This window comes from Pseudomonas reactans, from assembly GCF_013387025.1.
GTDB lineage: Bacteria > Pseudomonadota > Gammaproteobacteria > Pseudomonadales > Pseudomonadaceae > Aquipseudomonas > Aquipseudomonas reactans.
Window position 1 is genome coordinate 130961 of sequence record NZ_JACAQP010000015.1, and the last position, 20066, is coordinate 151026.

General features: G+C 51.8%; 13 protein-coding genes. 1 reads left to right on the forward strand and 12 read right to left on the reverse strand.

Annotated features, from left to right (window positions below; all coding sequences use genetic code 11):
- Window positions 1-312: 312 nt before the first annotated feature.
- The 12 genes from HX793_RS18510 to HX793_RS18565 all read right to left on the reverse strand — a co-directional run bounded on the left by HX793_RS18510 (window position 313) and on the right by HX793_RS18565 (window position 17984).
- On the reverse strand, window positions 313-2385 hold the full coding sequence (locus HX793_RS18510; RefSeq protein WP_177094478.1) for an ArnT family glycosyltransferase: 2073 nt from the start codon (window positions 2383-2385) through the stop codon (window positions 313-315).
- A gap of 70 nt (window positions 2386-2455) precedes the next feature.
- Window positions 2456-3460: a glycosyltransferase family 2 protein gene (locus HX793_RS18515; protein WP_256733886.1), complete on the reverse strand. Its 1005-nt coding sequence runs from the start codon at window positions 3458-3460 to the stop codon at window positions 2456-2458.
- Window positions 3435-4463: an IS30-like element ISUnCu4 family transposase gene (locus tag HX793_RS18520; protein ID WP_095016300.1), complete on the reverse strand. Its 1029-nt coding sequence runs from the start codon at window positions 4461-4463 to the stop codon at window positions 3435-3437. Before HX793_RS18520 ends, HX793_RS18515 begins: the two co-directional genes overlap by 26 nt.
- 258 nt (window positions 4464-4721) lie before the next feature.
- Window positions 4722-5873 (reverse strand): glycosyltransferase, encoded by a 1152-nt coding sequence (locus HX793_RS18525; protein WP_177052447.1) that lies wholly within the window; start codon window positions 5871-5873, stop codon window positions 4722-4724.
- A 76-nt stretch (window positions 5874-5949) separates the two neighbouring features.
- Complete coding sequence (locus tag HX793_RS18530) at window positions 5950-7116, reverse strand: glycosyltransferase family 4 protein (protein ID WP_177052446.1); 1167 nt, start codon at window positions 7114-7116, stop codon at window positions 5950-5952.
- Window positions 7113-8066, reverse strand: coding sequence for a GDP-mannose 4,6-dehydratase (locus HX793_RS18535; protein WP_177052445.1), 954 nt, complete (start codon window positions 8064-8066; stop codon window positions 7113-7115). The genes HX793_RS18530 and HX793_RS18535 overlap by 4 nt, the downstream gene beginning before the upstream one ends.
- Before the next feature lie 96 nt (window positions 8067-8162).
- Window positions 8163-9197: a GDP-mannose 4,6-dehydratase gene (gene gmd, locus HX793_RS18540; protein WP_177095717.1), complete on the reverse strand. Its 1035-nt coding sequence runs from the start codon at window positions 9195-9197 to the stop codon at window positions 8163-8165.
- An 82-nt stretch (window positions 9198-9279) separates the two neighbouring features.
- Entirely contained in the window at window positions 9280-11763 is a 2484-nt protein-coding gene (locus HX793_RS18545) for a glycosyltransferase family 4 protein (protein WP_177052443.1), read from the reverse strand.
- Window positions 11763-14303, reverse strand: coding sequence for a methyltransferase domain-containing protein (locus tag HX793_RS18550; protein ID WP_177052442.1), 2541 nt, complete (start codon window positions 14301-14303; stop codon window positions 11763-11765). Before HX793_RS18550 ends, HX793_RS18545 begins: the two co-directional genes overlap by 1 nt.
- Entirely contained in the window at window positions 14296-15618 is a 1323-nt protein-coding gene (locus tag HX793_RS18555) for an ABC transporter ATP-binding protein (protein WP_177052441.1), read from the reverse strand. The genes HX793_RS18550 and HX793_RS18555 overlap by 8 nt, the downstream gene beginning before the upstream one ends.
- Window positions 15615-16409, reverse strand: coding sequence for an ABC transporter permease (locus HX793_RS18560; protein ID WP_177052440.1), 795 nt, complete (start codon window positions 16407-16409; stop codon window positions 15615-15617). The genes HX793_RS18555 and HX793_RS18560 overlap by 4 nt, the downstream gene beginning before the upstream one ends.
- A 132-nt stretch (window positions 16410-16541) precedes the next feature.
- Window positions 16542-17984, reverse strand: coding sequence for a mannose-1-phosphate guanylyltransferase/mannose-6-phosphate isomerase (locus HX793_RS18565; RefSeq protein WP_177052439.1), 1443 nt, complete (start codon window positions 17982-17984; stop codon window positions 16542-16544).
- Between the two features lie 458 nt (window positions 17985-18442).
- On the opposite strand from HX793_RS18565, the gene HX793_RS18570 reads away from it, so the two are divergent.
- Window positions 18443-20008: a methyl-accepting chemotaxis protein gene (locus HX793_RS18570; RefSeq protein WP_016979316.1), complete on the forward strand. Its 1566-nt coding sequence runs from the start codon at window positions 18443-18445 to the stop codon at window positions 20006-20008.
- The last annotated feature ends 58 nt before the right edge of the window (window positions 20009-20066 follow it).

Below are 20066 nucleotides of genomic sequence, written 5' to 3' on the forward strand. Positions count from 1 at the left end.
TAACAGGGCGGAAAAATGGCTGCCCATTCTCCTGAGGTCATCTTTTGGTGCAAAGAGCAACGGCCCACTCCGCTCGGGCGAACTCGAGCCCGTGGCAATGGCAGCGATTCATATCAAACAGAGACATGAATCCAAATCACCAAATAAAACACTCTAAAAAACGCATCTAAGATCGCGATACTACCACATGATTTTCGGTCTTGAGTACACAGACTTAAAAATGCGTTCCCGTTTAAATTTTTCATATAAAGACTCTATCAAGCGTAAGTCCCACCTCTTCAACGAAGGGCGTCAAAAAGAGACCCCCATACATTAATTAGCTTTACGAATCTCGACTTGCTCAATTCCCAACCCAAGTGGACGATCATCCCCGCTTATACCTAATTGTTTGGGTGTTGAAGGCGACGGGACAATTATAGACAAGACATTGCTACTCCCTGAATAGCGCACACGGACTACATGGGGTGCACTAGTGGCCGTCAATGTAAACGGTGTTCTTTGGGCATTGAGCTCAACATAGAAATCTTGATCAACATTAGGTCCAAAAGCACTTGCAGTGAGAACCAGATCAAAAACTTCTGGCAGTGGTTTCTCAAATGTTATGGACACCTTCCCGCTGTCAGACCATGTCCCCCATGCTTCAGCACTGGATAGTCCGGAGGTCTTTACCGATGGGTCCCAAAGCGCCCCTTTACGAAAATCGAGAACAGAATACGCTCCCGTTGCCCTTTTGGCCAAAGAGAACCCATTGAGATTCAACACCTCAAATTCACTCTTTTCAAACTCAACATCTCCAACCGCCAACACCCACTTCTTATCGTCCGGCAGATTAGCGACACTGTATGGTTTGCCCGCCGCATAGACGTACGAACTATCAATAGTCGAACCCAGATTATCGATATAAAAGAGTGTACGAAATTTGGCTGGCATGCTATCGCCAAGTACAATCAATTTCGACAATTCGAAATCGGGAACGTAGCTTTTGGCAAACATGCCTGCCTTATCATAGGCATCAACTACCATGCGCTGCCTGACTTCAGCATTGTTGAAAACTGCCATCACCGCGACAGATAGAGGCAGATAGGCGAATGTAAAAAAAGCGACCCCCGCCCTGGGAGCCTTGTACCAGAGCAGCACGGCAAATCCCGACAGCACAGCAAGTGCGACAAAACTTTTAGTTCCACGTGCATAGCCATGAAGTTCCGGGCCGTCCACGTGGGACAGGATATAAGGAGCCATATGAGTAACTGCCGCGTAGGCGATAGCAGAAACAATCACCAGCGCCGTTGCAAGCCTCAAATACCTCAGCGATGAATCATGCGCCCGAGAAAGCTGGGCTGCCGCAGCAATAAAAAGCAACGGCAGCATAAAGTTGTAATACCTCATGTGCAGCCTAAAGATACTTTCGGCTGAATTACTTCCTGCCACTGAAGCCGTGAACAAAGCAACAACAGCGATCAGATTTAGCAGGATAGCCAGTGTGCAGAATGAAACTTTTCCACCGACTGAAATTTCCCGGCGAGATAATACTTCGACACTACCCACTATCACAACTGCCAGCGCCACCCCGAACATCAAGCTGTTCGCAAGCAGATGCCCCCCTGCTACCATCGGCGCCTGAGAAGCGATGTCAAGATAACGCTGAAGCGTAGAACCGCCCGCCTCGAATGTTGAAGTGTAAAACCCACCCAAAATAGTCAGCCCGGCCTTCCCCGCCAACAGATAGCCGAGGGAAAACTTTACCATCAACATCGCGGCTAAAAACAAGGCCGAGTTTTTCAACCCCACAACCAACCAGTTCTTTACTCTGTCGGAATAAGAAAAAATCAGGATACACAAACAAAAAGCAGGAATCATAAAAAGGGCATGCGGTTTAACCAGCGACGACAAGCCCATTAAGAAACCAAAAAACAGCCAGTGTTTGGCGAAGGCAAAAGAACTAAGACTTAAAAAATAAGAAACACAGACCCAGAACGATAAAAAGAACAACGTATCCGGCATAAAATATACCGTATAGCTGTTTATAGGTCCCATCATGGAAAGTACAACAATCAGCAGTGAAACCCGACTACCACAAAATTTTCTTGCCACAAAATATATAAATGGCGCTGACGCGACAAAAAATACGGCATTCAAAACTCTTGAGCATTCAAGGTATCCATCCCCACACGCACTGGTAAACTTGTAGATAGAGAAGTAGAGATAGTTTGGAATGGTCACAATGGATAACGGGGTCAATCTCGACATCGTGCTGAAGAGATATTCATCCCCCATAATTCCAGGATAGATTCCAGCAGACCGAGAAACCAATACCACCAACGTAACCAACATGACACTGGCTACTGCAACCGGGGCGCTTAACCGTACCTTACTCAATAATTGCATACCGACTTTTTCTCCCCTACTTAAACAAAAATAAAAATAAAAATCTACGACTGATGGAAGGTTGCCAGACTTATAGCTTTTTGAATTTTGATTTTATTTTCGTCAAATGAAACGGCCTTCGGGGTACCGATGCAATATCCTGGCCCAGAAATGCCAGGATGAACTGAATTCCCAAGATGATCGGTAATGCCGCAAGCATGACGGTACCTGCCGGTGTTGGAACCCCGGAATACATCGACTCAACCCAATGGGTCGCCCCGAAGACCAAGCCGCCCGCCAGCATAATCAGACCGATGGGCAATTCAATGGAAGCCAGTGACAGATCTCTTAAATAGTAATTATAAAAAATTCTCTTACCAAAGTTTCGGACATGCTTGAAAAAGAACTCACCCACAATTTTTGACACTTTCAAATTGCTGATTTCATCACCGTATTTCGCATGCATTGGTACGTCGACGACTACCGCGCGCAAAGTATTCAACCTGAACAACATATCCGTCTCAAAAAAATAACGCCGACTGATTTTGTTGAACGGTAAATGTCTAGCCACATCACGATGTATTGCTGTATATCCATTGGTGGGATCAAAAACATCCCAATAACCTGAGGAAAATTTTGTCATGAAGGAAAGCACAGCATTTCCAAACAACCGAATTCTCGGCATTGCTTGAATTTCTTCTAAGTCAAAGAACCGATTCCCTTTCGTATAGTCTGCTCCCCCTTCTATTATCGGACTCACGAAATTCATGATAAGCGAAGGATCCATCTGGCCATCACCGTCTATTTTGACCATGACCTCCATATCATCCTCAATGGCAGCCCTATACCCGGTCATGATGGCTCCACCCACTCCCTGGTTTTCAGGATTGCGCAGCACTCTTACACGAGGGTCCGTGCAATTTTGCTCAACATGCGAACCGGAGCCGTCTGGACAGCAGTCATCAACGACGTAAATACGCTCTACTTCTGGCCCAATTTCTGAAATCACCCGCAAGATATGAGGGACCACTTTAAAGGAGGGGCGGTTGCAGGAGCTGAGTGCAACACGGTCATTGAATTGAAGCTGGAGCATCATGCCGCATAGCCATGGCCTTCTGCATCACCTCGCCCATAACTTCGATTGGGCATTTGAAGTCGAAGCGCTTACGCGGACGCATGTTCAGTTGCAGTGCGATGGCATTCAGTTCTTCCTGGCTGTGTACCGACAGGTCTGTGCCTTTGGGCAGGTACTGGCGGATCAGGCCATTGATGTTTTCGTTGCTACCGCGCTGCCAAGGGCTGTGCGGGTCGCAGAAGTAAATCGCCACCCCAGTCTGCTGGGTGATTTCAGCATGCCGCGCCATTTCTCGACCCTGGTCGTAGGTCATGCTCTTGCGCATCGCCAGCGGCATGCCATTGAGCGCTGCACTGAAGCCTTCCATCGCCGAGGTCGCCGTCGCGTCGTTCATCTTCACCAGCATCAGGTAGCCACTGGTTCGCTCCACCAGCGTGCCTACACACGAGGCGTTGGCTTTGCCCTTGATCAAGTCGCCTTCCCAATGCCCTGGCATTAGCCGGTCTTCGATCTCCGGTGGGCGCACATGGATGCTGACCATCTCGGGAATCTGGCCGCGCCGATCCACACCACCAGAGCGCGGTCGGCGTGTCGTCTTGCTTTGCCGCAGGCAGATGATCAGCTCCTTGCGCAGTTCACCGACCGGCAGGGCATAGATCGCGTTATAGATCGTCTCGCGACAGACGTAGGCATCTCTGAGGCTGGGAATGTTCATGCTGCGCAGCTTGCCGGCAATCTGCTCGGGAGACAAACGCTCACGGAGCATATGCGCCACCAACTCGAAGCGCTCACCACCCCGCAACAGCTTTCGCTTCGGTCGACACACCTGGCGGCGAGCCTGCATCTGCTGCTGGGCCGCGTGGGCCGAGTAGCCGCCACAGACATCTCGATTGCGGCGCAGCTCCCGGCTGATGGTCGAAGGGGATCGGTTGATCAAGCAGGCAATCCTACGCAGGCTGAAGCCTTGGGCATGACTGATTTGAATGGTGGCGCGCTCTTCAACGCTGAGTTCGGTATAAGACATAGGGGCAGCACCGTACCGGAAAGGTCAGGTGTTGCACTCAGTTTTTGCCGCCGCCAGGGAATCAACACAGCAATCCTACTACGTCCTTCGGCATCGGAAGCACTACCTATGCCTAGCAAGATTTGATTCTGATGATCAATAGTCATATTGAAATTTATCCGTTTATCCAGACTGCCAGCCAAAGACTTCCATTAAGTCCCCGGCAAATCCATGTTATTAGTTAACCCAAGCCAGTTCACTTGAAGAGAGTTACCTTCTTCATAAAGAGCGAGCACTGCGCTCTTTGAGTCTCGCGTTTTCTTCGCTAGACCTGGCTAATTCCGAGTAAACTCTCATATAATCGTCCCCCATTGATTGGGAGGTGAATATCTTCAAATAGCGTACGCGGGCAGCTTTGCCATACTGTGCAGCTAGTGCCGAGGACTCCCACAACTGTCTCATTGCGACACGCATGGCCAGCGCATCACGTGGTGGCACGACCAAACCAGAAACTCCATGCTGATTTATAAAGCTGGTTCCCGTGCCGATCTCACTACAAATCATGGGTTTTCCAAACATCGCAGCTTCGAGCAGGCTTATCCCAAATGCCTCTGACCTCAAGTGTGAAGGGAACACAACCGCATAACAGGCGTGGATCAAATTCACTTTCTCTTGTTCGCTGACCTGCCCAATAAACTGCACATTATGCAAATTACGTTCAGCCGCCATCTGCATCAAGTCTCGCTCAAGTGGCCCGCCCCCTACAATCAACAAGGGCCAACCCTGGCCTTCTATAGCTTGCAGCAGGAATTTCAGCCCCTTATAGTAACGAAGAACACCTACAAACAAGAAAAACCGACCGTGTCGCTGTTGCAACTCTTCAACTTTTTCTGCCTCCGGACCTGGATACATAGACTCCTCCAAACCAATTGGAATATACGTCGATTTATCACGATAACGAGCCAGGACCGGCGAGCTTTCCAGATAGTTCGGGCTGGTCGCCACGATAGCGTCCATGCTGTTCAAAAAGGCACTTTGCAAAGGACTGTAAAGGCACTTAAGTATTTTTTGGCGAACGATGTCCGAGTGATAAGTGACGACAGTCGGTTTCTTCACGCGTGTGGCGAAATGGACGACATCCATAAATGGCCAAGGAAAATGATAGTGAACAATATCCGCAGACTTGCTCAACTCAGAGAAAATCTTAAAAGATGAAAACGACACTCCCGTTGATGCAAGGTTAAAATTCTCCTTGGCATGAACCAATCGGTAGTCAGGCCCGTCTTCCGTTGATGCACCGTCGGGCGTCAATGAAAGTACAACGTTTTCACATCCGAGCCGACTTGTAGCATGGGTCAAATGGCGGATGAACATCTCTACCCCACCATGTTGATGAGCGGCAAAGGTCTTGTAAAAATGTAGTATTTTCAAAAAACACCTATATCGGCTTTAGAAGCATATTTGATGGGTTAGGCTCTGCTACCGCATAATTTTTTTGAAGCGCACGTTACGAAGACTCCATCGCCTTGACGTAAACATCAAGGGTTTCCTGCGCGCATCGTGACCAAGAGAATCGACTTGCCTGGCGCTGGCCTTCACTCGCCATTTGAATGCGCAATCCAGGATTCTCTACCAACGCCAAAATAGCGGCAGCCAACGATTCAGCCTGCTCGACATCAACAAGGCAGCACGCCCCTTCAGCGAATTCGGCCATCGATGTGCCAATGCCACAAATAACCGGTACCCCACAGGACATCGCTTCAAGTACCGGCAGGCCAAACCCTTCATAAATCGAGGGGTATACAAACACAGTAGCGCCCGCGTATATGAACGGTAAATCATCATCGCTTACAAATTGAAGAAACCGAACTTCGCCATTGGCCTGAAAAGCCAGGATGCGATTTATCAACGCTGCATTTTGCCAACCCGGAGCACCGGCAATCACCAACGGCCAATTGCGACGCACCGCTACCGGCAAGCGCTCCCAGGCATCCAGCAAGACCGAGAGGCCTTTACGCGGCTCAATAGTTCCCACAAATGCCAAATAGCGACCATGAACAAGACCGTATCGAGAAAGAACCGACTCAGTCGACTCTTCCGGTCGCGGGATAAAACGAGCATCCGCCCCCAGATATATCGCTGCAACACGATCGGGCGGCACGCTGAATTGCTCGATCAACTGAGTACGAACAATTTCCGAATCGGTAATGACAAAGTTGGCGCGGTCTAGCGTACGAGGCAATTGGCGACTCAACCAGGCAACACGCTCCGCAGGATGGAATTGCGGATGACTGACGAACGAAAGGTCGTGCACGGTGGTAACGGCAGGCCCCTCATGATCTTTGAGAATAAAGTTTGGCTCATGATAGACAAAGTCTCGACGTGCACCGTCGCCCTGTCGAAATCGCGCTCCTGACCAGGTCGCCTTGAGGCGATAAGCCAAAGGCAATGCGCGCACAGAACTGCGGAGCTTGCTTTTCCATCCGCCACTGGGTTTTACACAGGACACCTGCCTGCTCAAGACCTCTTCTGCCGGTGAGAATCGAACACCGTCAAAGCATTCCACAGCGTCTATGGCGGGCAGCCCTTGAAACTCCCTCAGTAGATTGAGCGTATAGTTTCCAATCCCGGTGAGCGGCGGCTGCAACGATTCGGCTCCCATCAACACGTTCATTGTTCAGTCACCACGCGCATGCGCCAGTCAGCCAACAGCGAGGCCAATGTCTTCTTCAGTGGGATACTTGGCTGCCAGCCAAGCACCTCTCGAATACGCTCGCAGTTGCCAACAGCGAACGGAATATCCGACGGGCGCAAGCGCTGGGGGTCAAGCTCAACCGAAATGGCAACCGTACTTTGGCTGATCAGTTCATCGAGAATTTCCTTGATCTTGCGTGCCTGTCCCGAGGCGATATTGAACACACGCGGGTGTTCACGGCCGTCACTCAGCTCAAGCAATTGCAGGTAAGCGGCACACACATCACGCACATCCAGAAAATCGCGACATGCCTCAAGATTGCCAACCTGCATGACAGGCGCTTGCTTGCCGCTTTCGATCAAGGCGATCTGCCGGGCAAACGAAGCCGTTACAAAGTCAGGAGACTGGCCGCTACCAATGTGATTGAAAGGGCGCGCGATGACACCTCGGATGCCTTGCTTGAAGTACTGTTCAAATGCCAACTCCGCAGCCAACTTACTGGCGGCGTAAGGGTTCATCGGCAAACACGGGCTGCTCTCACCCAACGCTGCGCCCGATTTGAACGCTTCCCCATATACTTCCGAAGAACTGGCGAATACGACGAATGCATCCGGCACCTTTTGCTTGATGGCTTCCAGTAAATTCAAACTCCCCATGACGTTGGTATTCCAAGCCAGCAGGGGGTCGCGAAAACTGGTCGGCACATGAGAGATGGCGGCCAGGTGGACAATATGGGTGGGCTTGAGCCGCTCCAAGGTTGCTACGCAGGCCATCGGATCCCGAATATCCAGCACAACCTGCTCGACACCCGCGCGGGGTGACGGATTGAGAACACTACAAGCACAACTCACCCGATAGCCTGCCGACAGCTGGTCTAACAGTACATTACCGACAAAGCCATTAGCCCCGGTCAACAGAACATGTTTCACCGCTATTCACCCTTGGCCTGAACAACATAAATAGGACACAGCGGGTTCAAACACGAACCTGCCGATTGGAGCGCAAGTGAATACGCTCTTCAGGACTCAGAAGGAAAAACCCTGCTCATTACGGCGCAGGTCTTCTTGGACCATCATCCGACAGAGTTGCTCCAGAGTGGTTTTGGGCTCCCAGCCAAGCACAGTCTTGGCTTTTTCAGCATTACCAATCAATAGTTCGACTTCGGCCGGTCGATAGAACTTCGGATTGACCCGAACCACCGTCTTACCATTTTCGGTATTTATCGCGTGCTCTTGGTCGCCCTCGCCTTTCCAGTCGAGATGGACATCAATGGCTTTGAACGCCAGAGAAACAAAATCACGAACTGACTCAGTACGGTTGGTTGCCAGTACAAAAGTATCCGGCTCATCGGCCTGAAGCATCCGCCACATACCCTCAACATACTCCTTGGCGAACCCCCAATCGCGCTTGGCATCCATGTTGCCCAGCTCCAGGACGTCCAGCTTGCCTTGACTGATCTTGGCGGCAGAGTCTGTAATCTTGCGCGTTACAAACTCACGCCCGCGCAGTGGCGACTCGTGGTTGAACAAGATGCCGCTAGTCCCGAAGATACCGTAGGACTCTCGGTAGTTGATGGTCATCCAGTGCGCATACAACTTGGCGACACCATAAGGGCTGCGTGGGTAGAACGGTGTTGTCTCAACCTGCGGGATGGCTTGGACCTTGCCGAACATTTCAGAGGTTGAGGCTTGGTAGAAACGCACCTTCGGGTTAACGATGCGGATCGCCTCCAGTAAATTGACAGCACCCACCCCCGTGATTTCGGCGGTGGTCACCGGTTGGTCGAAAGACACACCCACGAAGCTTTGGGCGGCGAGATTGTAAACCTCGGTCGCTGCAGTAGTCTGCAGCAGACGGATACTAGAGGACAGATCCGTCAGGTCATATTCAACCAGATGCAGGTTCGGGTGCTGGGTGATACCCAGTTCATCCATGCGCCAGAAATTGACCGAGCTAGTACGGCGGTAAGTACCGAAGACCGTATAACCTTTTTGCAGCAAGAGCTGAGCAAGATAGGCGCCGTCCTGACCGGTGATGCCAGTGATAATTGCTTTTTTCATGCGTAGCTCCCTAGTTATGCTGTGTTTAATCTTGAACGCTCGAATTGCTCGGCAAGTTCGCTAATAAAAAGACTTAGCCTCTTCACTGAAATACCGCCTGTTTCAACTGGTCGGCACTCTGCTCCCAAGTAAGCCAAGGCATATTCACGGATTGTGGATGCTCACCTAGCTTGAACAGCCCCAGCCACTCTCTCAAGGCATTAGCCAGTGATGGCGGTGTGAGCCCTTCAAAATAGAAAGCATGATCCCCCGCCACTTCGCGGAAAACGGGAATGTCACGGGCGATCATCGGCAAATGGTGCTGTGCCGCCTCGATAAGCGGCAGGCCAAAGCCCTCGCCCTCAGAGGCTGCAATCAAACATGTTGACGCGGCATAGACCTTTTCGAGGTATTCATCGCTGATCCCTTCAAGCCAAAAAAGTCGCACGTTTAAAGCTGTGTGTTGTTCGATTTTGCTAATCAACGCGTCGACTAACCAACCGCGCTTCCCGACAATGACGAGGTTCGCGTCAAGACCTTCCGCCCACATCGACTCAAAAGCGGCAATGGTCTGAGCATGCCCTTTACGAGGTTCAATCGTACTCACCATCAAGAAGCTGGGACGTGCTTTCAACTGAGCAAGCACCTTTTGGGCATCCTTGGGAAATCCAGCCGAAGGCATGCTGCTGGCAATATCTGCCCCCAAATGAAAACTCCTCACTTGAGGCCCACCATCACGTCTAGCAGGGCAGTTGAAAGCCACCCAATGTGTCAGCTCCTGAGCTACTGCCTCGGAGATACAAATTAGCCCAGTCCCGACGTCAGTGATCCGTTTAAGCCAGTTTGTAAAATAATCTGCTGTCGGTGCCGGCCACCAATCAGGCCGATGCACGAGCAGCAAGTCATAGACAATAAATTTTATCTCGACGCCACTGGAACGCATTTTCGCGTGGAGCGGATAGAGTTCATCCGCCAGATGCATTGTCAAATCCAAAGACAAATAGATATCGCCTTGAGAATAGTCAATCGGGGCATCTGATGCGCTTTCACTTCCCGAAAATACTCTTCCTACGAACTCATCGGCGTAATAGTAGCGGCCCGCACGATAATATATCGGGCGAACTGAAAGCCTTTCAGGCGGCGCACTTAAAAGCTCTTGCAACAAACTGCGAACCACCCGCTGGATACCCGATTTCGCATCAGAATGAACAATACTGGAAACGTCCAGAAGCAGTTGCCTCTTAGCCTGCCCCAGAAAATTGAAAGCAATACAACTGGATAATTTTGCTAGTTGCCTGTCCGTTGGCTGACAGTGAGGCAAGTTAAGCAGGCCTTCCAGAAATGCTCGCTGTGAAAACTCATAATGCTTCGAGTCTTCCAACGAAGTCCCCAAGCGCTCTATTGCAGCAATTGCCTTAGTCGCAGTTTCATCCCAAGAAAACTTTCTTGACTGGACTTTTGCGTGTTCAATCAAGGAGCAACGAAGCTGGTCGTCCTCCAAGACCTGACTGATTTTTGCAGAGATCGAGTTTACTGATAGCGGATCGAAAAGTGCTTCGTCGAGCCCAATAACCTCCGGCACACTGCTGCAATTTGAGCCAATCACTGGCGCGCCACACGCCATGGCTTCGAGGACGGGCAGGCCAAATCCTTCATGTGTGGAGGGAAAAACAAACAGCGATGCAAGCGAATAAAGCGATACGAGATCTTCATCCGTGACATAGCCTGTCAAGACCAGCTCATGTATCTCAAACCCAAACTTTTCTTTCAGATCCAATAACTCAATTCGCTGCAAATCATGTAATTTGCTGGCGATAACCAATTGATAAACGGATCTCAACTCAGGCTTGAGAAGGCTGTACGCTTCCAATAGCCGGGAGAAATTCTTTCTCGGGTCAAATCCTCCTGGCGCGTACAGTACAAACCTCTCATGTATACCCATGCGCTGCAAAAACTTTGCCGCTGTCTCTCCTGTGAAAACCTTGGGATAAAACTGTTCACCAATGGCAGCAGAAATATTCACCACACTCTCACGCGGCACTTCCAAGTACTCAACGGCCTCATCGCAAGAAGACTGAGAGATGGCCAGTAACGCATCGGCGCGCTCCAACCATTCGATCTTCTTACAGTAGTAATCACGCAGCGCCTGGGTGGGCAGGTACACATCTTTATTGAGAAGAGGTATCAGATCATAAAGCACAACCGCTGTTTTATAGTCTCGAGCGCTCGCGCCCACGGAAGTCACAGCCCCTACCCCAGGATCTTCAAAGAGACTGCTGATCAAGACAACGTCAGGTACGAGCGAGCTGATAAACTCCTCCCTAACAACTTCTGCCGCACTTAACACCCAAACCGAACTTAATTCGTCGGGCACATCAAACACACGAATTCGTTCCTTGGGAATTAACGTTGAAAAAGCAGCCTGAATATCCAAGATACTTTCGGGCATTCGACCGTTTAGGACAATCCAGACTTCATGGTTCCCCGCTTTCCTGGCAATGGCTAACGCCAAGGAAAGGGAGTAACGGCCAATGCCACGAAACCGACTTTCTGATTGAGCACCCTGCAAATCAATGACGATACGCATCAGTGGGTATCCTTACGCCGCATAATATCTTTAAGTTCAGAGTAAACACCCGATACTCGCGGGCTCAGATTATCGACATCCACTTCGATGGGCTGCACAGGTGAAATCAAAACACCGGACCTTGCTGGCTCTCGTCGATCTGCCACGAGGCCGCCATGCATTGCCGCTTGCTTCAAATAACGTGCAATACGCGGGTATTTTTTTATCGTGTTGCTCAGCCGCCCATAGAGAGCAGGGCGCCTTAACACGTAACGCAGCAAGCGCATCAACACTGAACGCGCCACGAACTTCACTCCACGAACGGGCAGTTTGACCGTCCAAACACCGGCCCTTACGCAAAAGCGCAGTGGGGAAGTGATTTTCCATGAGGTGCTCTTGAGCAGTACGCCCACATGTTCTTCATGGGCAGTAGCTTGAAGCCACCAATGATGAGTATTGCCCATCGCCAAGTCCAGTTGGTGGCTCAGCTCTTGTATCCGGGCTTCGAGTTCGCCTATGCGGGCGAGACTGGACCGGCACTCATCGGCTAAATGACGCCTGTGATCTTCTGCCAGAGCCAGTTGTTCATTCAGAGCCTCAACCTGACCCGACAAGCCCTCAGAGCAGCCTAAGACAGGCTCAACCTGCGTGTGCCCCTGCACCGCCTCTGGGAGTGATTGGCTATCGAACTCCAGCTTGCCGGCGTGAACTCTGAACCCGTGGATTTGATCCTCAAGGGCCATTCGATGCTGCTTTTCAATTTCAAATTGCATCGTCACCTGCTGATGCCTCTTGTAGAGCTCCAACAGTTCATTGGTTACATGCCTGGCCTGATCACGCAACACATCGTTCAATGCTTCAGCCGAAACACGCTTAAGCTCGGCCTGCGCCGCCCGATTAATACTCTCTCGCAATGCCAGATCGTTTTCATGGCTACGACGCTCGGCCGACTGAATTCGAAATCCTGCCTCTTGCAGCTGGAGCCGCTGTTGTTCGGCTACGGCTTCACTATATATCGCACGACGCTCAAACCCACTCATCCCCCCCTGAGCATCTAAAGCGATATCGGCCACCTGCTCCAAGCGATTTCGCACTTTTTCAAGTTGCGCTTCCATTTCGTAACTATTCCCCAGCAATTTTCCATCTAAGTTTTTTATGTAACCGCTGTGCTGATCAAGCGCTTCCTCAATCGCCTGCATCCAAAGATCTTCTGTCTTCTCGGCACTGCCGTCATTGGGTGATTCGTTTAATTCGTCGAGATGCTCAAGCATCAGACGAAAGCTCCACTGATGCACCGGTACGGCCCACAATCCAGTCGCCCAACTACGGAAAGGCTGTGGCAGATTAAAGGGAGCGATCGTTATTTGCCTGATCGGTGATGGGTCGACAACGTGCCCCGTTGCCAACTCATGAACAAACACCATAAACGACAAGTAAATATTGTTGGGCCAAACGCAGTCTTTGAAATCCTGCGATATGGCACCATAGTCTATAACTCGCGCGCCGACTTCTGGCGCCACTATAACGTTCCACGCCCGAAAATCACTGTGGTAAAGACCAAAGGCTTCCAGGGCGGAAAGTTGTTCCAACACCTCCCGAAGAACCTTCTTTCGATCCAGGGATGCATCATTTAGTACATCCAACAACAGATCGCCATGAAACCTCTGCATAACCACCCAACCTTCGCTTTCACCCTCTGAAAGGGCAATCAGCTCGGCAACTGGATAGTTTGGCGGTGCTCCGGTCAAAAATAATTTTTCGCGATGAAACTCAATACGATTGTGGTCTGCACGCCCGTCCACAAAACGATACAACTTAATGACTTCCTGTGCCCCAAAAAAATAGCGACGCGTTCCCTCGTGGGTATTCTTCGCCAGTGCATGGGAATCACTGCGCCACGCATCAAACGCTCCCGCTTTTCCGTCGACAGTCCAATAGCAGTTACTGGCAAAATACAGAGGGCGCTGCACGCTCGTTAGATGTGTCTGACAACGAGCCATTTCGCGGACAAAATGAACCGACTCCAACAACTCCCTTGGCTCTTCAGGTTGAGAGGCAGCCCAGTAAAGATCGCCCTCTCGTAAAGCGATTTCCAGAATCAGTGCACCAGACATTTCGGCAGCACGCTGAAAAAGCCGCTTCACCTCATCGATCCCACGTTCGTGAATCACGTGATGAAAAACACTCAGCCCCAAAACCAGATCGTACTGGCCAGGCTCCAAACGATCGATAACATCCTCAACCCGGCCTACTTCAAAGGTCGCATCCAATTGCGGATGTTCTTGAGAAAGCGCGGTACATACTGCGACGTTTTTATCCAGGAAATCGATCCCTCGAACCGCTGCCCCGCGGCTGGCAAGGCTAAGGCTGAAGTAGCCTTGGGCACAGCCCAGGTCCAGGACTCTCAGAGGGCGGCCGAGATGAGCCTGCAGAGCGTCATAGATGCGCGCAATAACATCCAGCCGATCAGCGCACGGACGTGAAACATGATCCGAAAGATCGGAGCGACCAAAGATCGGCTGATAAACCTCTGGCAACTCGGCTACCAATTGCTCAATCATGGGCTGCGACCTTATCGCTTGGAGACTCCGGGTACTCGACATCAAACGTTGCCCCCATATCGGAGATACCCCAGAACTGAACAGACCTGCTGATTTTCACCATCACCGAATCATATCGTCGATCCAGGGGTAGCAAGTCGCCTGACAACGGGTCGCCCGACGAAATACCAAAAGACACCAGGAAATCTCCCGCATTTAAATTAAGCGGCAGCGAAAACCTGAACATTCGGATATCACCTGCACGCACCGAAACAACAGCCTGGCCACGGCTGGAAACAAATGAATTGGTACCATACAAAAATATGCCGTCAATTGTCTTGATTAGAAAACCCGGCACCACACTTTCAAAATCCGCATCAAACTTAACCTTGAAGTAAAAGTCTGCGTTTGAGTTGCTTTCAATGCGGGAAGGAAATCGGTCACCCTCCACAATCAGCAGATAATCTAAAATCGCTGCACCACCGTGTCCCCAGCGGTACTCAGCAGGGTTATACCCACCGCGCGTAGCGAAAACATCGTGTGTATTCAAGAAGTCTTCTTGGACAAGGCCGGGACTGGCAACGTCGGCCTGATGCCCCACGCCTTTCTTCTTGCCGAACAACTCATCTAGGTAACGATTGGTAACCTCCCGAGAAGGGCCATCGAGTTCGATATGCCCGTTTTTCAGCAGGATAGCTCTCTCACAATGCCGCACAATGTCATCAGCACTGTGCGAGACAAGAATCAGGGTCATCCCCTCATCACGGTACTGCTTGATACGTTTGAAGCACTTGGCTTGAAAGTAACTGTCGCCAACAGAAAGCGCTTCATCGACGATGAGAAGGTCGGGCTTGAACGCTGTCGCCACTGCAAAGGCAACACGCATTTGCATACCACTTGAGTAAGTTCTCACGGGCTCTTCAAAATACTCGCCAATTTCCGCAAAGGCCTCGATATCCGGCATTGCCTGCGCGATCTCGGCGGCGCTGAAGCCCATCAGGCCAGCCGAGTGGAATACGTTCTGTCGCCCGCTCAACTCCGGCGTAAACCCCATCCCCAACTCAAGGATGGCCGCAATGCGGCCATTGATCTGCACACTGCCTTCGCTGGGTTGCAACGTACCGGTGATCATTTTTAGCAGCGTTGATTTTCCCGCGCCATTCTGGCCAACGATACCGATCGACTCTCCTGGGTGAATCGTGAAGTTCACACCCTTTATCACCCAATGCTCTTCACTGGGTTTTATCGGCAAGCCGAGCCAACGACCGATACGCTGAAATTCCGAGGCATACACCCTGTAGGCCTTACCCAGATTACTGACACTCAAAAGGCTCATAGTACGTCCACCATTTCTGGCGCTGCACGCCTGAACATCATCAAGCCCAAAAGCATAAGTACAACTGCAATCACCGCAGGCACGATAAGTCCATCAAGATTTGGCGCTCGCGAATGCACCAATGCGTCATGATAAGCGGTCACAATCGGGTACATCGGATTGTATCCCATCAACCCTTTGAAGCTTTCAGGAATGATGTTGTCGGGATAGACGATCGGCGTAAACCAGAACCAGGCTTGCAGAACGATCGGGACCACTTGGCCAGTATCACGGACAAATACATTCAGGACTCCAAGCACCAGACCAATGCCCACCGCGAGCGCAGTGACGACTAACGTCAACGGCACAATCCAGAAAACGTGCAGAGTTAGAGATTGTCCCAGAAGTGCAAAAACCAATAACAACGCAACAAACAAGAGCCCGTAGTTGAGCAGACAAGACCCTACTGCAATTACCGGTAAGGTAATACGTGGAAACCGCATCTTTTTCATCAGGTTTCCCTGATCGATGAATAGGGTCAAGCAACGTCCGATGATTTCAGAGAATAAACTCCAGGCTAAAACTCCTGCCATCAGGTAAAGCGCATAGGCATACTTGTTATCAATACCTGGCAACTTCGCTGCCAGTACATTGGACAAAACCAGCGCATATATCGCCACCTGCGCCAGTGGGTTAATGATCATCCACAGCCCGCCCAAGCGACTCCGGGCAAAACGGGCAACAAACTCATTCCGAATGGATGACCAGACGAAACCCCGGTACTCCCAAAGGCTTCTAAACAACCCAAACATCGCTGACTCCTGAAAAAAAGCCAGACAGATGCCTGACTTGTTGCAACACTTAAATGCGGCCCACACCTTCATACGCAGACAAGCAAACAAGCAGAAAACGGGCATTCAGCGCCTCCCCGTACAGTTGCGCGTTTACCCTCCGACCCTGCCGTAGATGTCCTCAAACCGAACGATGTCGTTTTCTCCCAGGTAGTCACCACTCTGCACCTCAATCAACACCAGATCGATGACCCCAGGATTCTCCAGACGATGTGTATGACCTGCGGGAATGAACGTTGATTCATTAGTATTGAGCAGAAACTCGCGATCATTGTTAACCACTCGCGCCATACCACTCACCACAATCCAGTGTTCGCTACGGTGATGGTGCATTTGTAGCGACAATGAGCCTTGTGGCTTGACGACAATCCGCTTGATCTTGAACCGCAGCCCCTCTTCCAGCGTGGTGTAAGCGCCCCAGGGGCGCCGCACGGTGGTGTGGTCCAAGTGTGATTGGTGACCATTTTTCTTCAATTGCGCCGTGATCGCCTTGATGTCCTGCGCATGATCTTTGTGCGCAACCAACAGGGCGTCCGGCGTATCGACAATGATGAGGTCCTCAACGCCTACCAAGGCGGCCAAGCGGCGCTGACTGCGTACGTAGTTGTTGCTCGCGTCGTGAAAAATGGCTTCACCCTCGACGCGGTTGCCCTGCTCATCCGCCGCAGACAACTCGCTCATGGCATTCCAGGAGCCGATATCACTCCAACCAATGTCACAAGGCACCGTCGCCACTTTGCTCGAACGCTCCATAAGCGCGAAGTCGATGGAGATATCAGGCACGTTGGCAAAGCTTTCGGGCTCCAGATGCAGGCTGCGATGACTGCTGCCGGTCATCGTGCCAGAACCCGCCAGGCACAGTTCTACGGCACTGGACACGTCCGGTGCGCACACTGCCATTTGCTCAATTAAAGTTCCGGCGCGGAAGCAGAACATACCGGAGTTCCAAAAGTACTCGCCCGACGCCAGATAGCCCTGGGCAGTTTCGAGGTCCGGTTTCTCAACGAAACGCTTGACCTTGAAACCGCTACCCAGAGGGCCGTCGTTATCTTTCTGGATATAGCCATAACCGGTTTCCGGGTATTCAGGCTTCACGCCAAACGTCACCAACCAACCATCTTTGGCCAGCGCGCACGCACTTGAGACAGCAGTGGCGAATGCTGCCTGATTATCGATTAAGTGGTCGGCCGGCAGCACCAGCATGATGGCATCCTGCCCATGAGTGCGTGCAACTTCCTGGGCAGCCAATGCTACTGCGGCTGCTGTATTACGCCCGAACGGTTCCAGGACGAAACTCAAGTTCGTGAAATGAGGCGCCTGAGCACCATATTCATCAAGCGTCTTGAAGTAAAGATCACGATTAGTAATCGTCAATACTTCACTCACCGCGTCCAACGCCAAGGCACGACTGTATGTTTTTCGAATCAAATTGCCACCATCGGGCAACTCGATAAACGGCTTGGGATGTGCTGAACGTGAAACCGGCCAGAGACGGCTGCCCGAACCGCCACAGATAATGACTGGAACAAGTGTCACTTTGTACTCCTTTACGCATTGCCACTAGATTTCCGCCGCAGCCCTCGCCCCCTCGAAGCCGCCTGCTCGAAAAAAGTGACTAGAGTCTTTCAGCTAAAAAAGTCAAATCGCCAAAGGCGTTTTGGGGAGGAAATACTGTTTTTTTCTTACAGAATAACTAGTGTATTCTTTATCAAATGGTCATTTATGTCTAGGAAAAGGCGGAACATTCCCACTGACGTGATCATTCTTATTTTCTGGCCAAATGCCACTTCCAGTAGAACTTGTCACTTTTCTTGGTGATTATTCCTACACCTCACCAATCTGCACCTAAAACCGCCGATTCCATTGATCTAGAGCCTTAGCGGGTGCTGTCGCTTTTCCGGGCAAGCCTCCAACAAAGTACCTTTCAGAAAATCCTCCTCAACAATCACCGACAGCTGCCGATACCCCCTGAAAGCCTTGCGGATTGAACAACCATGCGTAATAACCAACCCGTTACCCAGCGCGAACGTACCTTCCCCGCTCAGCAACGGTTGATCTCCACCACAGATGCCAAAGGCGTGATCACCTACTGCAACGACGCCTTCGTCGAAATCAGTGGGTTCTCCCGTGACGAACTGGTGCGTGCCCCGCACAATCTGGTCCGTCACCCGGATGTTCCGGCGGCGGTGTTCGCGCACATGTGGTCAACGCTCAAACAAGGCTTGCCATGGATGGGCATTGTCAAGAATCGCTGCAAGACCGGGGATCACTACTGGGTTAACGCCTACGTGACGCCGGTTTTCGAAGGCAACCAGGTGGTCGGCTACGAATCGGTGCGCATCAAGCCTACCGCCGAGCAGATCCGCCGTGCCGAAGCGCTCTACCACCGCATCAACCAGGGCAAGTCGGCGATCCCCCAGCGGGACAAGTGGCTGCCGGTTTTGCAGGACTGGCTGCCGTTTATCCTGGTGAGCCAGTTGAGCTTCATGATCGGCGCGTCCCTCAACTCCCACTGGGGCTTTGCCCTGGCGGCGGGGCTGTCGGTGCCGCTGGGCCTGCTGGGCCTGAGCTGGCAACAGCGCGGCCTCAAGCGCTTGCTGCGCCTGGCCGAGCAGACCACTTCCGACCCGTTGATCGCGCAGATGTACACCGACAGCCGTGGCGCTCAAGCGCGGTTGGAGATGTCGATCCTCAGCCAGGAAGCACGTCTGAAGACCTGTCTTACTCGCTTGCAGGACACTGCCGAACACCTCAACGACCAGGCCGCGCAATCCAACACCCTGGCGCATAACAGCTCCAGTGGCCTGGAACGCCAGCGCGTGGAAACCGAACAGGTGGCGACCGCCGTCAACCAGATGGCTGCCACCACCCAGGAAGTCGCCAGCCACGTGCAGCGCACCGCCGATGCGACCCAGGAGGCTAACCGCCTGACCGGTCGCGGCCGCGATATCGCCGGGGAAACCCGCGAGGCAATTCAGCGTCTGTCTGTTGCAGTGGGTGAGACCGGCGTGACCGTGACCCAACTGGCCAAGGACAGTGATGAGATTGGCGGCGTCGTCGACGTGATCAAAGGCATTGCCGACCAGACCAACCTGCTGGCACTGAACGCGGCCATTGAAGCGGCACGTGCCGGTGAAATGGGTCGTGGTTTTGCGGTGGTTGCGGACGAAGTTCGTCAACTGGCGCAACGCACGGCTGAATCGACCGGGCAGATCCACGCCCTGATTGCCAAGCTGCAGCAAACCGCCAGTGCCGCCGTGCAAACGATGGACGCCGGGCATCGCCAGGCCGAAGAAGGCGTGGCGCGGGTGATGGAAGCAGATCAGGCGTTGGTGGGGATCAGTGAGGCGGTGGCGCACATCACCGACATGACCACGCAGATCGCGGCGGCAACTGAAGAGCAAAGCTCGGTGGCCGAAGAGATCAGCCGCAACATCAGCACCATTGCGTTGCTGGCGGATCAGACGTCGGAGCAGGCGTTGAATTCGGCGCAGTTGAGTGAAGAGCTGACGCATACCGCGAATACCCAGTATTCGCTGGTTGAGCGTTTCAACCGGTAGACGGCTTTCGCGAGCAAGCCCGCTCCCACATTTAACCGTGTACATCCCTTGGAATGCG

What these genes read in the sequence shown, in the direction of transcription:
- HX793_RS18555 (WP_177052441.1), bottom strand. Translation starts at nt 15,618, where the DNA reads ATGAGCCTTTTGAGTGTCAGTAATCTGGGTAAGGCCTACAGGGTGTAT.
- HX793_RS18510 (WP_177094478.1), bottom strand. Translation starts at nt 2,385, where the DNA reads ATGCAATTATTGAGTAAGGTACGGTTAAGCGCCCCGGTTGCAGTAGCC.
- HX793_RS18545 (WP_177052443.1), bottom strand. Translation starts at nt 11,763, where the DNA reads ATGCGTATCGTCATTGATTTGCAGGGTGCTCAATCAGAAAGTCGGTTT.
- HX793_RS18550 (WP_177052442.1), bottom strand. Translation starts at nt 14,303, where the DNA reads ATGATTGAGCAATTGGTAGCCGAGTTGCCAGAGGTTTATCAGCCGATC.
- HX793_RS18520 (WP_095016300.1), bottom strand. Translation starts at nt 4,463, where the DNA reads ATGTCTTATACCGAACTCAGCGTTGAAGAGCGCGCCACCATTCAAATC.
- HX793_RS18570 (WP_016979316.1), top strand. Translation starts at nt 18,443, where the DNA reads ATGCGTAATAACCAACCCGTTACCCAGCGCGAACGTACCTTCCCCGCT.
- HX793_RS18560 (WP_177052440.1), bottom strand. Translation starts at nt 16,409, where the DNA reads ATGTTTGGGTTGTTTAGAAGCCTTTGGGAGTACCGGGGTTTCGTCTGG.
- HX793_RS18530 (WP_177052446.1), bottom strand. Translation starts at nt 7,116, where the DNA reads ATGAACGTGTTGATGGGAGCCGAATCGTTGCAGCCGCCGCTCACCGGG.
- HX793_RS18515 (WP_256733886.1), bottom strand. Translation starts at nt 3,460, where the DNA reads ATGATGCTCCAGCTTCAATTCAATGACCGTGTTGCACTCAGCTCCTGC.
- gmd (WP_177095717.1), bottom strand. Translation starts at nt 9,197, where the DNA reads ATGAAAAAAGCAATTATCACTGGCATCACCGGTCAGGACGGCGCCTAT.